15 protein-coding genes are annotated in these 13,550 nt (G+C 64.5%); all 15 read right to left on the reverse strand.

The features are described 5' to 3' along the window. Position 1: 1 nt before the first annotated feature. Positions 2 to 277 (reverse strand): 30S ribosomal protein S19, encoded by a 276-nt coding sequence (rpsS, locus tag CEY11_RS04525; protein ID WP_088602178.1) that lies wholly within the window; start codon positions 275 to 277, stop codon positions 2 to 4. 12 nt (positions 278 to 289) lie between these two features. Beyond that, positions 290 to 1,117: a 50S ribosomal protein L2 gene (rplB, locus tag CEY11_RS04530; RefSeq protein ID WP_088602179.1), complete on the reverse strand. Its 828-nt coding sequence runs from the start codon at positions 1,115 to 1,117 to the stop codon at positions 290 to 292. After that, the gene (gene rplW, locus CEY11_RS04535; protein WP_088602180.1) at positions 1,118 to 1,414 is read right to left on the reverse strand and encodes a 50S ribosomal protein L23; all 297 of its coding nucleotides are present in this window, start codon (positions 1,412 to 1,414) and stop codon (positions 1,118 to 1,120) included. Beyond that, positions 1,411 to 2,031: a 50S ribosomal protein L4 gene (gene rplD / locus CEY11_RS04540; RefSeq protein ID WP_088602181.1), complete on the reverse strand. Its 621-nt coding sequence runs from the start codon at positions 2,029 to 2,031 to the stop codon at positions 1,411 to 1,413. Before rplD ends, rplW begins: the two co-directional genes overlap by 4 nt. A gap of 3 nt (positions 2,032 to 2,034) precedes the next feature. Then, complete coding sequence (gene rplC / locus CEY11_RS04545) at positions 2,035 to 2,724, reverse strand: 50S ribosomal protein L3 (RefSeq protein ID WP_198958832.1); 690 nt, start codon at positions 2,722 to 2,724, stop codon at positions 2,035 to 2,037. Positions 2,725 to 3,115: 391 nt separating this feature from the next. Further along, complete coding sequence (locus tag CEY11_RS04550; protein WP_233154757.1) at positions 3,116 to 3,829, reverse strand: alpha/beta fold hydrolase; 714 nt, start codon at positions 3,827 to 3,829, stop codon at positions 3,116 to 3,118. Between the two features lie 72 nt (positions 3,830 to 3,901). Beyond that, entirely contained in the window at positions 3,902 to 4,294 is a 393-nt protein-coding gene (locus CEY11_RS25915; RefSeq protein WP_269845251.1) for a Bug family tripartite tricarboxylate transporter substrate binding protein, read from the reverse strand. Beyond that, on the reverse strand, positions 4,264 to 4,872 hold the full coding sequence (locus CEY11_RS25920) for a Bug family tripartite tricarboxylate transporter substrate binding protein (RefSeq protein ID WP_269845252.1): 609 nt from the start codon (positions 4,870 to 4,872) through the stop codon (positions 4,264 to 4,266). The genes CEY11_RS25915 and CEY11_RS25920 overlap by 31 nt, the downstream gene beginning before the upstream one ends. A gap of 121 nt (positions 4,873 to 4,993) precedes the next feature. Continuing rightward, positions 4,994 to 5,887 (reverse strand): MBL fold metallo-hydrolase, encoded by an 894-nt coding sequence (locus tag CEY11_RS04560; RefSeq protein WP_088602184.1) that lies wholly within the window; start codon positions 5,885 to 5,887, stop codon positions 4,994 to 4,996. A 166-nt stretch (positions 5,888 to 6,053) separates the two neighbouring features. Then, on the reverse strand, positions 6,054 to 6,827 hold the full coding sequence (locus CEY11_RS04565; protein ID WP_088602185.1) for a GntR family transcriptional regulator: 774 nt from the start codon (positions 6,825 to 6,827) through the stop codon (positions 6,054 to 6,056). A gap of 39 nt (positions 6,828 to 6,866) precedes the next feature. Next, complete coding sequence (locus CEY11_RS04570) at positions 6,867 to 7,712, reverse strand: ATP-binding cassette domain-containing protein (RefSeq protein ID WP_088602725.1); 846 nt, start codon at positions 7,710 to 7,712, stop codon at positions 6,867 to 6,869. Continuing rightward, positions 7,705 to 9,708, reverse strand: coding sequence for a glycine betaine ABC transporter substrate-binding protein (locus CEY11_RS04575; protein WP_233154721.1), 2,004 nt, complete (start codon positions 9,706 to 9,708; stop codon positions 7,705 to 7,707). Before CEY11_RS04575 ends, CEY11_RS04570 begins: the two co-directional genes overlap by 8 nt. Before the next feature lie 97 nt (positions 9,709 to 9,805). Further along, the gene (gene rpsJ / locus CEY11_RS04580) at positions 9,806 to 10,117 is read right to left on the reverse strand and encodes a 30S ribosomal protein S10 (protein ID WP_013743964.1); all 312 of its coding nucleotides are present in this window, start codon (positions 10,115 to 10,117) and stop codon (positions 9,806 to 9,808) included. Between the two features lie 63 nt (positions 10,118 to 10,180). Continuing rightward, on the reverse strand, positions 10,181 to 11,371 hold the full coding sequence (gene tuf, locus CEY11_RS04585) for an elongation factor Tu (RefSeq protein ID WP_088602187.1): 1,191 nt from the start codon (positions 11,369 to 11,371) through the stop codon (positions 10,181 to 10,183). 71 nt (positions 11,372 to 11,442) lie between these two features. Continuing rightward, positions 11,443 to 13,545 (reverse strand): elongation factor G, encoded by a 2,103-nt coding sequence (gene fusA, locus CEY11_RS04590; RefSeq protein ID WP_088602188.1) that lies wholly within the window; start codon positions 13,543 to 13,545, stop codon positions 11,443 to 11,445. Positions 13,546 to 13,550 lie beyond the last annotated feature (5 nt).

A 13,550-nucleotide genomic window follows, 5' to 3' on the forward strand; every position in this document is an offset into this window, starting at 1 on the left:
CTTACCTCTTGGACTTCTTGTCCGCGGCGTGGCCCTTGAACGTACGGGTCAGCGCGAACTCGCCGAGCTTGTGGCCGACCATGTTCTCGTTGATGTAGACGGGAACATGCTGGCGGCCGTTGTGCACGGCTATCGTCAGCCCAATGAACTCGGGCAGGATGGTGGAACGGCGCGACCAGGTTTTGATCGGCTTCTTGTCCTTGCCTTCGACGGCGGCATCGACCTTTTTGATCAGATGCGCATCGACGAACGGACCTTTCTTGATCGAACGTGACATGTTGTTCGCCCCTTACTTGCGCTTGCGACGCGAGACAATCATATTGTCCGTGCGCTTGTTACTTCGGGTTCTGAAGCCCTTGGCCGGCGTACCCCATGGGCTGACCGGTTCCCGACCTTCGCCAGTACGGCCTTCGCCGCCGCCGTGCGGGTGGTCGACCGGGTTCATGGCCACGCCACGAACCGTCGGACGCACGCCGCGCCAGCGCATTGCGCCGGCCTTGCCGATCTGGCGCAAGCTGTGTTCTTCGTTGCCGACTTCACCGATGGTGGCGCGGCAGTCGATGTGCACGCGGCGCACTTCACCCGAACGCAGGCGCACCTGGGCGTACGTGCCTTCGCGAGCCAGCAGCACCGCCGAGGCGCCGGCCGAGCGGGCCAGCTGGGCGCCCTTGCCGGGCAGCATCTCGATGCAGTGGATGGTGGTACCCACGGGGATGCTGCGGATGGGCAGCGTGTTGCCGGCGCGGATCGGGGCTTCCGTCCCGGAGACCAGCGTCGCACCCACGGCCAGGCCGCGCGGCGCAATGATGTAGCGGCGTTCGCCGTCGGCGTAGCACAGCAAGGCGATGTGGGCGCTGCGGTTGGGGTCGTATTCAAGACGCTCGACCTTGGCCACGATGCCGTCCTTGTTGCGACGGAAGTCCACGATACGGTAGTGCTGCTTGTGACCGCCGCCACGATGGCGCACGGTGACATGGCCGTTGTTGTTGCGGCCCGAGCCGCGCGACTGCTTTTCGAGCAGGGAAGCCAGCGGCGCGCCCTTGTGCAGATTGGGACTGACCACCTTCACCATGCCGCGACGGCCGGCGGAAGTCGGCTTGACTTTCACGAGAGCCATTTAGTTCACCTCCGTAAAGTCGAGTTCCTGGCCGTCCTTGAGCGAGACGTAGGCCTTGCGCTCGTTGCGGCGGCGGCCCATGTAGCGGCCAAAGCGCTTTTCCTTGCCCTTGCGGTTCAGCACCTGCACGGACTCGACTTCCACCTTGAACAGCAGTTCGACGGCGGCCTTGATTTCCGGCTTGGTAGCGTCGGCGGCGACGCGGAAAGCAACCTGTTGATTCTTTTCGGCGACGAAGGTGGCCTTTTCGGTCACGATCGGAGCCAGGATAACTTGCATCAGTCGTTCGGCGTTCATCCCAGCATCTCCTCGAGTTGAGCGACGGCCGGCTTGGTGATCAACACTTTCTTGTAGTGGATCAGGGACAGCGGATCGGCGTAGCGCGGTTCGACCACGGCGACATGCGGCAGGTTGCGCGTGGCGAGATAGACGTTCTCGTCGAGCGTATCGGTGATGATGAGCACCGATTCCAGGCCCATGCCCTTGAGCTTGGCGGCTGCCAGCTTGGTCTTGGGGGACTCTAGCGCGAAGGTGTCGACCACCGCCAGGCGGTCTTCCCGCACCAGCTGCGAGAGAATCGCGCGGATGCCGGCGCGATACATCTTCTTGTTGACCTTCTGGCTGAAGTTTTCTTCGGGCGAGTTGGGGAACGTGCGGCCACCCCCACGCCAGATCGGCGAAGAGGTCATGCCCGAACGGGCGCGGCCGGTGCCCTTCTGGCGCCACGGCTTCTTGGTGCTGTGCTTGACTTCGGCGCGATCCTTCTGGGCGCGATTGCCGCTGCGGGCATTGGCCTGGAACGCCACCACGATCTGGTGCACCAGCGCTTCGTTGAAGTCGCGGCCGAACACGGTGTCGGCACCGGCGACGGTCGCGGCGGACTGGCCCTGGTCATTCAGGAGCTTGAGTTCCATGGATTAGGCTCCTTTCTTGGCGGGCGCCTTGACGGCGGGACGCACGATAACATCGGCGTTCTTGTGGCCCGGGACGGCGCCCCTGACCAGCAGCAGGCCGCGCTCGGCGTCGACACGCACGACGTCCAGGTTCTGCACGGTGCGGGTCGCGTCGCCCAGATGGCCGGACATGCGCTTGCCGGGGAAAATGCGGCCCGGATCCTGCGCCTGGCCGATCGAGCCCGGCACGCGGTGCGAACGGGAATTACCGTGCGAGGCGCGCTGCGAACCGAAATGGTGGCGCTTGATGGTGCCGGCAAAACCCTTGCCGATGGTGGTGCCCGTCACGTCCACTTTCTGGCCCGCTTCGAACACGCTTTCGACGGCCACGACGGAGCCAGCCGTGAATTCGGCGGCGCGGGCGGGGTCGAGACGGAATTCCTTGAGGATGCTACCGGCTTCAGAGCCGGCCTTGGCATAGTGCCCTGCCAGCGCCTTGGTCACGCGCGAGGCGCGGCGGGTGCCGTAGGCCACCTGCACGGCAGCATAGCCATCGACTTCGGGCGACTTGACTTGAGTAACGCGGTTGTTGGACACGTCCAGCACGGTTACCGGGATGGATTCACCTTCCTCGGTAAAAATGCGGGTCATGCCGACTTTGCGCCCCACGAGCCCCAGCCGGAAGGCGGCAGGCGTAGGTGTCGAATTCGACATCGTTTTCTCCATTCCCGACTGCGATTGGTCGGGGCTGATTAAGCATGACGCGCCATACTGCGCGAACCACGGCCCTTGAGTATCCGACCCTGGGGCAGAACCCTCGGGGTGGAACCAAGCACCCATCATGCGATTTAAAGTGCACGTGAAGTCTCTGGGCTAACACACCTAACACCAGGCACCCACGCGCGCCAATAGCGGCCAAAAACCATGGCCAAGCTCGCCACTTTACCATAAGAGAGCAAACCTTGGCAAACGGAAGCCCTATCCAATATCAGAGAGTCCGGGCGGGATGACGTGACTCCAACGGCAAAGGAGTCTGAACGGGACAGAAAGGGTCGATCATGGCGAGATGGTGATCGACATGGATACAGCGCGGCACGCCCCCTCTCTACCCGGCCAGGAATTCCCGCAACACGCTCTCGAACCATAATGGCTGTTCCAGGTGGGCGGCATGTCCGCATAGCGGCAATATGCACAGATGCGCATTGCCCAAGGCGCGATAGAGCTCCAGCGCGCTGGCCGGCGGGTGGCTGCGTTCGGCTTCGCCGCTGAGCACCAATGCCGGGGTGGCGCAGCCTTGCAGCTTGCCAGTGTAGTCGGCATTCTGCGTGGCTTCGATGGCGGCTGCGGCGCCCTGCTCGCTCATGCCCGCCGCGGCCTGCAGGCATAGCGCATGGGCTGCGGGGCTGCGCGCGGCATCGGCAAACCAGGAATCCACCACCTTGCGGGCGGCAGTTTCGACGCCCTCGGCCTGCAGCCGCTGCAGGGTCTGCTCCACGGTTTCGAAACGCCGGCCGCGGTTCACGCTAAGGCCGGCGCCATACAGTACGACGCGGCCGAGCCTCTCGGGGTGATGGCACAGCAGCTCCTGCACCACGAAGCCGCTCATGGAATGGCCTACGACGTGCACGCGCTGCAGCCCCAGCTCGTCGGCCAGTGCCAATAAGCCGGAAGCAAAATCCGGCAGGCGGCGGTAGGGCTGGCGCGAGCCGGCGGCGCCGAAACCTGGCCAGTCGGGTGCGATCAGGTCGAAATCGGGCTCCAGGGCATCCATCAGCCCCGACCAGAACAGCGAAGAAGAGGCGAAGCCGTGCAGAAGCATCACGGCCGGCCCCTTTCCCTGGCGGCGATAGAACATGACTGGCGCCCTCCCGGCCACTGGCGGCAAGCGGCCTCAGTTGACTTTCGCGCCCGAGCGCCGCACCACGTCCTGCCAGTAGGGCGCTTCTTTCTGCAGATCGGCCCGGAACTTTGCCGGTGTGCCCAGGTTCACCAGGAAGCCCTGGGACTCGAGCTTTTTCTGTATGGCCGGATCGGACAGCACCTGATGCAGGGCCTTCTGGATGCGATCCACGATCGCCGGCGGCGTCCCTTCGGGAGCCGCCAGCCCCCACCAGTTGCTGACGACGGCTTTGCCTATGCCCACTTCAGCGGTAGTGGGGATGTCGGGCAAGGCCGGAAAGCGCTTGGGCAGCGCCACCGCCAGCACACGCAGCTTGCCCTGCGGCAGATAGGCCGAGGCGATGCCATAGCCGCCTATGTAGACCTGGATCTGATCGGCCAGCAATGCCTGTACGCCCGGCGCCGAGCCGCGGTAGGTAAAATGGCAGTCATCTTGCCGTGCACGGCCTCGGACAGCATCCAGCCCGACAGGGCGGGGGTCGTCCCGGCCCCGGGTGTGCCGTAATTGAGCAAGCCAGGGTGCTTGCCCGCGTAGGCCTTGAAGCTGGCGAAGTCGTGCGCCGGAACCTTGGCGCTCAGATAAATGAAGGCCGGCACGTCCGCCACCCTGGCAATGGGCTCCAGCGCCTTGAGCGGATCGAAGCGCAGCTTGTACAGGTACTGATTGATGACGAAGTTATTGGTTGCGCCGAACAGCAGCGTGTAGCCGTCGGGCGCCGCGCGCACTACCTCCTGGGTACCGATATTGCCGCCCGCGCCGGACTTGTAGTCGAGTATCACGGGCTGGCCCAGCGCCTTGTTCAGCCCCGGCTGCAGCTGCCTGAATATGATGTCGCCCGCCGCGCCGGCGGAATACGGCAGCACCACCCGGATCGGGTGATCCGGGTAGGCCGCCCGCGCAGCCGTGCATAAGCCCAGGCCCAGGGCAGCCAGCCATACACCCCAGTATTTCGTCATGCTCATCTTGTCTCTCCTTGCTTTGGTTCATGCTTGCGGCACGCTGCGGCGGCGCCGAACCCGAGTCCGCCGTGGCGCCGTTATTCCTATGAACGGCACCGCGTGGCGGCCGGGCCCATGCACGCGTCTACAGATCGATACGCATCAGGTCGTGCGCCAGGCGCAGCGGGCCGGCATAGTTTTTGCGCAGGTCGCGTACCACCTCTTCCATCAGGTCGGGGCCCATCAGCTCTATGGGCAGATGATTGCCCGCCGCGCGCTTGATCACCGGACTGGTCGAGTCGAAGTGGCCGAAATGCGTGCCCACCAGCGCGCGGACATTGGCGCGCGTGGCGATCTTGCCCAGCTCCAGCGGGCTGGTGTGCGAATAGGTGCCCACGCCCGACTTGGCGCGGTGCGCCAGGAACGATTCGGGAAAAGTGCATTCATGTATCAGCAGGTCGGCGTCTTTGGCCAGGCGCACCATGGCCTCACAGGGTGCAGTATCACCGCTGAATGCCACTACCTTGCCTTCCGCCTCGAGGCGTATGCCGAAGCAATCGGTGATTTCGCTGGGAATGTGCTCGACCAGGTCGACGAATATCTTCACGTCTTCGTCCTGGTAGATCAGGCCCGGCGCCACTTCGGTTACCGCCGGGCGCACCGCCTCGATGTTTTTCTGCCTGACGCCGTAGGCGGCGCGCGCCTGGATGTCGACGCGATACGCGCCATTCTCGAACGAATGGTCGACGAAGTCCTGCGTGCCGCGCGGCCCGAATACCTGCAGCCGGCCCTCGCGGTTGAAGACCCAGCTCGACAGCACGAAGAACGGCAGGCCGCAGACGTGGTCGTAGTGCAGATGGCTGATGAAGACCCAGCCTACGTCGGCCGGGTTGATGTTGGCGCGCACCATCTGGCGCGTCGAGCCTTCGCCGCAATCGAACAGATAGTTCTTGCCGTTGTCCAGCGTGACGAGTATCGAGGATTGAGCCCGGTCGGGGTCGGGCAGGGCGGCGCCCGTACCCAGCATGGTGATTTTCAAATACGTCTCCAGAAGTCGAGGTTGGAACCTGTTTGCTTGATGCTGATCCGCGGATTCGGCGCCTGCGGTGCCCATGCGGCCTTGCATGCCAGGGCGCCCACCAGAGCCAGCTTATTAAAAATAATAAAGTACGTTTTTTAGTACTTTATACCTCGAAAAAAATTTGTCAATGGGCATCGGCCCCGACTTCGGGCTCCACGTCGGGGTGGAAATGGGTTTCCACGGACAGATACTTGGCCGGATACAGCACCCGCGCCACATAGACCACCTCCCCAGCTGCGTTGCGCGCCACGCGCAGCGCCTGGGCCACTGCCGTGCCGATCTCCAGGTGCAGGTGCTTGGCCGCCAGGGCATCGGCGGCGCGTATGGTCAGAACCTGGGTGGCGGAGTGCAGCTCCGCCCGGAAATAGCGGTTGACTGCCGGCAGCACCGGCTCGGCCTCGAATTCCGCCTGCCTCAGGTCGAACAGGCGCTTGGCCACATACACGGTATTCACGCTGTACGGTATGTGATCCGTCCAGTTGACGCGCAGCGTCCACCAATAAAGCTGATCGGCCGACTGTTCCGGCACCTCGGGCGGCAGCACGCCGACGCCGCTGTCCAGCGTGACGAAGCGCACCTTCAGGTGCTCGATGTGGCGCACCAGCGAGCGCCAGTCGGTGGGCAGCATCAGCCAATGTTCTTTGGCGGCATCGCCTATGACGAAGGTGCCCTTGCCGCGGGTGCGCTGGATCAGGCCCTCGGTTTCCAGCTCGTCGAGCGCGGCGCGCACCGTGGCGCGCGACACGCCATATTCGGCCACCAGCTCCAGCAGCGTGGGAATGCGCGCGCCGAGCGCCCATTCTCCGCGTTCCAGACGGGCCCTCAATACGTATTTGAGCTTGAGCGACAAAGGTAGGCGCGATTGCTTCTTGAGGGCCGTATGGATGCTTTCAATCATTCCGTCATGATTCTTGTCCGACAGCTTGCCATATTACAGCTAACTGTCTGTGGGCGGGCCGCCGGCGGGCTCGCCGCGCCTGATGAATTCCGCCACATGCGGGCTGGCCGGCCGGTCGCGGATATCGTCCGGGGTGCCCGCCTGTTCGACGCGGCCGTCGCGCAGAATGATGATGTGCTGGCCCAGCCGCAGGGCCTCGTCGAGATCGTGCGTGACAAAGACGATGGTCTTGCGCAGGCTGCGCTGCAACGCCTGCAACTGCTCTTGCAGATCGCGGCGGATCAGCGGGTCGAGCGCCGAGAACGGCTCGTCCATCAGCACGATCGGGCTGTCCATGGCCAGGGCGCGCGCCAGGCCGACGCGCTGGCGCATGCCGCCCGACAATTCGTCGGGATAGCTGCGCGCATAGCCCTCCAGCCCGACTCGCTCGATCCAGTCTTGCGCGGCGCGCAGCGCGCGGCCGGCACTGTCGCCGCGCGCCCGCAGCCCGAACGCCACGTTCTCCAGCACATCGAGGTGCGGCAGCAGGCCGAAGCCCTGGAACACCATGCTGATGATGTGGCGGCGCAGGTGCCTCAGGCCCGCTGCGTCGAGCTGCAGAATATCTTGGCTGCCGACCAGGATCTTGCCGGCGCTGGGATCGATCAGCCGGTTCAGGTGGCGCACCAGCGTCGACTTGCCCGAGCCCGACAGGCCCATGATGCAGGATATGCGCCCCGCGGGCAGCGCCATGTCGACGCCGGCCAGGCCCACGTGGCAGCCCAGCTTGGCCTGCACCTCTTGTTTAGAGGCGCCGGCACGCAGCATCGCCAACGCCCGCGGCAGCGAGGCGCGGCCGCCGAAGACCTTGTAGACCTCGCGTACCTGGATCCCGGCCTCAGTCATGCCGCCCTCCCTGCTCCGCGGCGCGCCTGCCGCGCTGCGAGCGGCCATACGCCTGAGTAATCCGGTCTATGACTATGGCCAGCACGACGATCGCCAGGCCTGCCTGCAGGCCCCTGCCCACGTCCAGGGTCTGGATGCCCGCCAGCACGTCTTCGCCCAGGCCGCGCGCACCTATCATCGAGGCCACCACCACCATGGCCAGCGCCATCATGGTCGCTTGATTGACGCCGGCCATGATGCTGGGCCTGGCCAGCGGCAGCATCACGCGGGTCAGCATCTGCCAGCGCGTCAGGCCGAAGGACTGCGCGGCCTCGACGGTCTCGCCGTCGACCTGGCGCAGGCCCAGCGCGGTCAGGCGTATCAGCGGGGGCAATGCATAGACCACCGTGGCCAGCAGCGCCGGCACCATGCCCAGGCCGAACAGCATCAGCACGGGAACCAGGTACACGAAGCTCGGCAGGGTCTGCATGACGTCCAGCACTGGAGCCAGCAACCGCCCCAGCCACGGATGGCGTGCGGCCAGGATGCCGGCAGGCACGCCCAGCAGCACCGCGCACACGGTGGCCACCAGCACCAGCGAAAAGGTCTGCACCAGCTCCGTCCAGAGGCCCAGTGCGCCCACGGCATACAGGCCGGCGACGCAGCACAGCGGCAGCACCCAGCCGCGCGACGCGCGCCAGGCAAGCAGCGCGATGACCAGCAGCAGCACCTCGGGCGGCAGGCGCAGCAGCAGGCGCTCCACCGGCAGCAGCACCCACGCCAGCACGGCATCGCTGGCCGCATGCAGGCCGGCGCCGTATTCCTTCACGACGGCGGTCAGGTGGCGATTCACATAGTCGCCAAAAGACAGCGCCGGGAAAATGCTGCGGCCCTCGCCAGGGCGACCCGCGTCAGGGCGGCCCACGCTAGGGCGGCTCGCTTTGGCGCCGCTGTCACCCTGCCCGGCGGCGGCCGAGTCCGCGGCGTGCGCCAGGCCCAGCGCCAGTTCCAGCCGCCGCGCCCGGTCGGCGGGCAGCCAGGACGTCCACACCTCGCGATGCGTGCGCAGGAAGCCGTCGGCCGCGCGCTCGCCCGGCTCGTGGCTGCGGCTCATGGTGTAGATCATGTTGTCGAGCAGCGCCGGCTCGAATTGCACGCGCGCGAACAGGCTCATCAATTGGGGATTGCGCCGCGCGAACGGAGCCGAGACGGCTATGCCCAGGTGCGCCGTCAGGAAATCGGTGGGGCAGAGCCTGCCCTTGCCGCTGATCATCGCATCCCAGCAGGCCTGATTGAATGGCGGCATGCCGATGCGGTAGAACTTGTACTTCGCCATCAGGGCGGTGGGCTGCCAGTAATAGAACAATATCGGCTTGCCCCGGTCGTAGGCCGAGCTGATGGCCGAATCCAGCGCCGCGCCGGTGCCTGCGCGGAAGTTCGTGTAATAGCGGCCGAGCCCGAACAAGCGCAGGTAGCGCGAGTTGAATTGTTCGCAAGTCCAGCCCGTGGGGCAATTGAGAAAGCGCCCCTTGCCCGGCACTTCGGGATCCTTGAACAGCGGCGCATAGCGCGCGAGAGAATTCCAGTCGCTCAGATCGGGGGCCTGCGCCCGGATGCCGCGCGCCGCATCGCCATGCACCACGTAGTCGGGCACGTACCAGCCCTGCTGCGCGCCGCCCTTGAGCGTATCGCCCACCAGGCGCACGGTGCCGGCCTTGACGCCGCCCTCGATGATGGCCGAGCGGCCCGACCATTGTTCGGCGATCACCTGCAGATCGTCTTGTGTCAGCGCGGTTTCGGTGGCCGCGGGCGTGCCCGGTACGGTTTCGGTCTTGCAGCCGTATGCCTTGCGCAGGATTTCCTGCAGCACATTCGTGGTGAAGTCGGCGCTTTCCCAGCCTTGCTGCGCAAAGCGCACGGGCTGCCCGTCATTGCATGGGGCGGCCTGCGCACGGGCGCAGCCCATTTGCAGCAGGCACGCCAGCCACAAACCCATGCACACGAGAATACGCCCCACGCCCCGCCCCATGTCTGCCTCCCGCGATTTCCGCCCCCGGAAACAAAAACGCCATGCTCTCGAGCATGGCGTTTCCGATACTGCTAGCCGAACTAGCTTACTGCAACGCGATTTCCACGTCCACACCAGCGGGCAAGTCCAGGCGCATCAAGGCGTCCACGGTCTTGTCGGTGGGATCGACGATGTCCATCAGGCGCTGATGAGTGCGCATTTCGAACTGGTCGCGCGACGTCTTGTTCACGTGCGGTGAACGCAGCACGTCGTAGCGGCGGATCCGTGTGGGCAGCGGCACCGGCCCGCGAACGACGGCGCCCGTGCGCTTGGCCGTTTCGACGATCTCGGCGGCCGATTGGTCGATCAGCTTGTAATCGAACGCCTTGAGGCGAATGCGGATTTTCTGGTTTTTCATGGTGTTTCCTAAAGAACGAATGCGGCGGGAGCGAAGCGCCCCCGCCGGAGGCGGGCGAGTGGCTTATTCGAGGATTTTGGCAACGACGCCGGCACCCACGGTGCGACCGCCTTCGCGAATCGCAAAGCGCAGGCCTTCTTCCATGGCGATCGGTGCAATCAGCTTCACCGTCATCGACACGTTGTCGCCCGGCAGCACCATTTCCTTGTCCTTGGGCAGGTCGATCGTCCCGGTCACGTCCGTCGTGCGGAAGTAGAACTGCGGACGATACCCGTTGAAGAACGGCGTGTGACGGCCGCCCTCTTCCTTGGACAGAATGTACACCTCGGCCGTGAAGCCCGTGTGCGGGTTGATCGAACCCGGCTTGGCCAGCACCTGGCCGCGCTCCACGTCTTCGCGCTTCGTGCCGCGCAGCAGGATCCCCACGTTGTCGCCCGCCTGACCTTGGTCGAGCAGCTTGCGGAACATCTCCACGCCCGTGCACGTCGTCTTCTGCGTGGCCTTGATCCCGACGATTTCAATTTCTTCGCCGACCTTGATCACGCCACGTTCAATACGGCCCGTGACCACCGTGCCGCGACCCGAGATCGAGAACACGTCTTCCACCGGCATCAGGAACGCGCCATCGACCGCGCGCTCCGGCGTCGGGATGTACGTGTCCAGCGCCTCGGCCAGTGCCAGGATCGCCTGCTCGCCCAGCGGGCCCTTGTCGCCTTCCAGCGCCAGCTTGGCCGAGCCCTTCACGATCGGCGTGTCGTCGCCCGGAAAGTCGTACTTCGAGAGCAGCTCGCGTACTTCCATTTCCACCAGCTCCAGCAGCTCTTCGTCATCGACCATGTCCGCCTTGTTCAGGAACACCACGATGTACGGCACGCCCACCTGGCGGCTCAGCAGAATGTGCTCGCGCGTCTGCGGCATCGGGCCGTCAGCGGCCGACACCACCAGGATCGCTCCGTCCATCTGCGCCGCGCCCGTGATCATGTTCTTCACGTAGTCCGCGTGGCCCGGGCAGTCTACGTGGGCGTAGTGACGGTTCTTCGTCTCGTATTCCACGTGTGCCGTGTTGATCGTGATGCCGCGCGCGCGCTCTTCGGGCGCCGCGTCGATCTGGTCGTAGCCCTTGGCTTCGCCCCCGAACGCCGTCGACAGCACCGTCGTGATCGCCGCCGTCAACGTCGTTTTGCCGTGGTCCACGTGACCTATCGTTCCCACGTTCACGTGCGGTTTGGTCCGTTCAAACTTGCCTTTTGCCATGATTTATCCCGTCAAATATTTTCAAGGAAAATAAAAAATCCATCCGCCCGCATGCGGCGGGCGGAACCTCGTTACTTGCTGCGTGCGCTGATGACTTCGTCAGCGACGTTCTTGGGTGCTTCGGAGTAATGCTTGAATTCCATGGTGTAGGTGGCGCGCCCCTGCGTCAGCGAACGCAGGTTGGTGGCGTACCCGAACATCTCCGCCAGCGGGACTTCGGCCTTGATGACCTTGCCGCCGCCGACCATGTCGTCCATGCCCTGCACCATACCGCGCCGCGAGGACAGATCGCCCATCACGGTACCGGCATAGTCTTCCGGCGTTTCGACTTCCACGGCCATCATGGGTTCGAGCAGCACCGGCGAGGCCTTGCGCATGCCGTCCTTGAACGCCATGGAGGCGGCCATGCGGAACGCGTTTTCGTTCGAGTCCACGTCGTGGTACGAACCGAAGAACAGCGTAACCTTGACGTCGACCACGGGATAGCCCGCCACCACGCCGGCCGACAGGGTTTCCTGCACGCCCTTGTCCACCGCCGGGATGTACTCGCGCGGCACCACGCCGCCCTTGATCGCGTCGACGAACTCGTAGCCGCCGCCCGGGGGCAGGGGTTCGAGCTTGAGCACCACGTGGCCGTACTGGCCGCGGCCGCCCGACTGCTTGACGAACTTGCCTTCGACTTCGTCGCAAGTCTTGCGGATGGTTTCGCGGTAGGCCACCTGCGGCTTGCCGACATTGGCTTCGACGCCGAATTCGCGCTTCATGCGGTCGACCAGGATTTCCAGGTGCAGTTCACCCATGCCGGAAATAATGGTCTGGCCGGATTCTTCGTCGCTGCGCACGCGGAAGGAAGGATCTTCCTGGGCCAGGCGCTGCAGGGCGATACCCATTTTTTCCTGGTCGGCCTTGGACTTGGGCTCGACCGCCTGCGAAATCACGGGCTCGGGGAATTCCATGCGCTCGAGCAGCACGTGCGAATCCACGTCGCACAGCGTCTCGCCGGTGGTGACGTCTTTCAGGCCGACCACGGCGGCGATGTCGCCCGCCAGAACTTCCTTGATTTCCTCGCGGTTGTTGGCGTGCATCTGCAGGATGCGGCCGATGCGTTCCTTCTTGCCCTTGATGGGGTTGAAGACGGTGTCGCCCGAATGCAGCACACCCGAATACACGCGCACGAAGGTGAGCTGGCCGACGAACGGGTCGGTCATCAGCTTGAACGCCAGGGCCGAGAACTTGGCGTCGTCACTGGCTTCGCGGGTGATCGGATTGCCTTCGTCGTCCTGGCCTGCGACCGGGGGGATATCCACGGGCGAGGGCAGGTAGTCGATGACCGCGTCCAGCATGCGCTGCACGCCCTTGTTCTTGAACGCGGTGCCGCACAGCATCGGCTGGATTTCGCCAGCGATGGTGCGGGCGCGGATCGCCTGGTTCAGCTCTTCTTCGGTCAGGGTGCCCGTTTCCAGGTACTTGTCCATGAGCTCTTCGGACGATTCCGCGGCGGTTTCAACCAGCTTCTCGTGCCATTCGTTGGCCGAATCGACCAGCTCGGCGGGGATGTCGACGTATTCGAACTTGGTACCCTGGCTGGCGTCATCCCACAGAATGGCCTTCATCTTGACGAGGTCGACCACGCCCTTGAAGGTTTCTTCCGCGCCGATGGGTATGACGATGGGCACGGGGTTGGCCTTCAGGCGGGTCTTGAGCTGGTCATAGACCTTGAAGAAGTTGGCGCCGGTGCGATCCATCTTGTTGACGAACGCCAGGCGCGGCACATGGTACTTGTTGGCCTGGCGCCACACGGTTTCGGACTGCGGCTGCACGCCACCCACGGCGCAATACACCATGCAGGCGCCGTCGAGCACGCGCATGGAGCGTTCCACCTCGATGGTGAAGTCCACGTGTCCCGGGGTGTCGATGATGTTGATGCGATGCTCGGGGTAATTGCCCCCCATGCCGCGCCAGAAAGCCGTGGTGGCGGCGGAGGTAATGGTGATGCCACGTTCCTGCTCTTGTTCCATCCAGTCCATCGTGGCGGCGCCGTCGTGGACTTCGCCGATCTTGTGATTGACACCGGTGTAGAACAGAATGCGTTCGGTGGTGGTGGTCTTCCCTGCATCAATGTGCGCAGAAATACCTATGTTGCGATAGCGCTCAATGGGGGTCTTGCGGGCCATGTTTG

Source organism: Candidimonas nitroreducens (assembly GCF_002209565.1).
Lineage (GTDB): Bacteria > Pseudomonadota > Gammaproteobacteria > Burkholderiales > Burkholderiaceae_B > Candidimonas > Candidimonas nitroreducens.

Excerpts from the sequence above, each read along its gene's own strand:
- rplC (WP_198958832.1), bottom strand. The coding sequence starts at position 2,724 with ATGTCGAATTCGACACCTACGCCTGCCGCCTTCCGGCTGGGGCTCGTG.
- CEY11_RS04550 (WP_233154757.1), bottom strand. The coding sequence starts at position 3,829 with ATGCTTCTGCACGGCTTCGCCTCTTCTTCGCTGTTCTGGTCGGGGCTG.
- rplW (WP_088602180.1), bottom strand. The coding sequence starts at position 1,414 with ATGAACGCCGAACGACTGATGCAAGTTATCCTGGCTCCGATCGTGACC.
- CEY11_RS25920 (WP_269845252.1), bottom strand. The coding sequence starts at position 4,872 with ATGAGCATGACGAAATACTGGGGTGTATGGCTGGCTGCCCTGGGCCTG.
- rplB (WP_088602179.1), bottom strand. The coding sequence starts at position 1,117 with ATGGCTCTCGTGAAAGTCAAGCCGACTTCCGCCGGCCGTCGCGGCATG.
- CEY11_RS04565 (WP_088602185.1), bottom strand. The coding sequence starts at position 6,827 with ATGATTGAAAGCATCCATACGGCCCTCAAGAAGCAATCGCGCCTACCT.
- CEY11_RS04570 (WP_088602725.1), bottom strand. The coding sequence starts at position 7,712 with ATGACTGAGGCCGGGATCCAGGTACGCGAGGTCTACAAGGTCTTCGGC.
- fusA (WP_088602188.1), bottom strand. The coding sequence starts at position 13,545 with ATGGCCCGCAAGACCCCCATTGAGCGCTATCGCAACATAGGTATTTCT.
- rplD (WP_088602181.1), bottom strand. The coding sequence starts at position 2,031 with ATGGAACTCAAGCTCCTGAATGACCAGGGCCAGTCCGCCGCGACCGTC.
- tuf (WP_088602187.1), bottom strand. The coding sequence starts at position 11,371 with ATGGCAAAAGGCAAGTTTGAACGGACCAAACCGCACGTGAACGTGGGA.
- rpsS (WP_088602178.1), bottom strand. The coding sequence starts at position 277 with ATGTCACGTTCGATCAAGAAAGGTCCGTTCGTCGATGCGCATCTGATC.
- rpsJ (WP_013743964.1), bottom strand. The coding sequence starts at position 10,117 with ATGAAAAACCAGAAAATCCGCATTCGCCTCAAGGCGTTCGATTACAAG.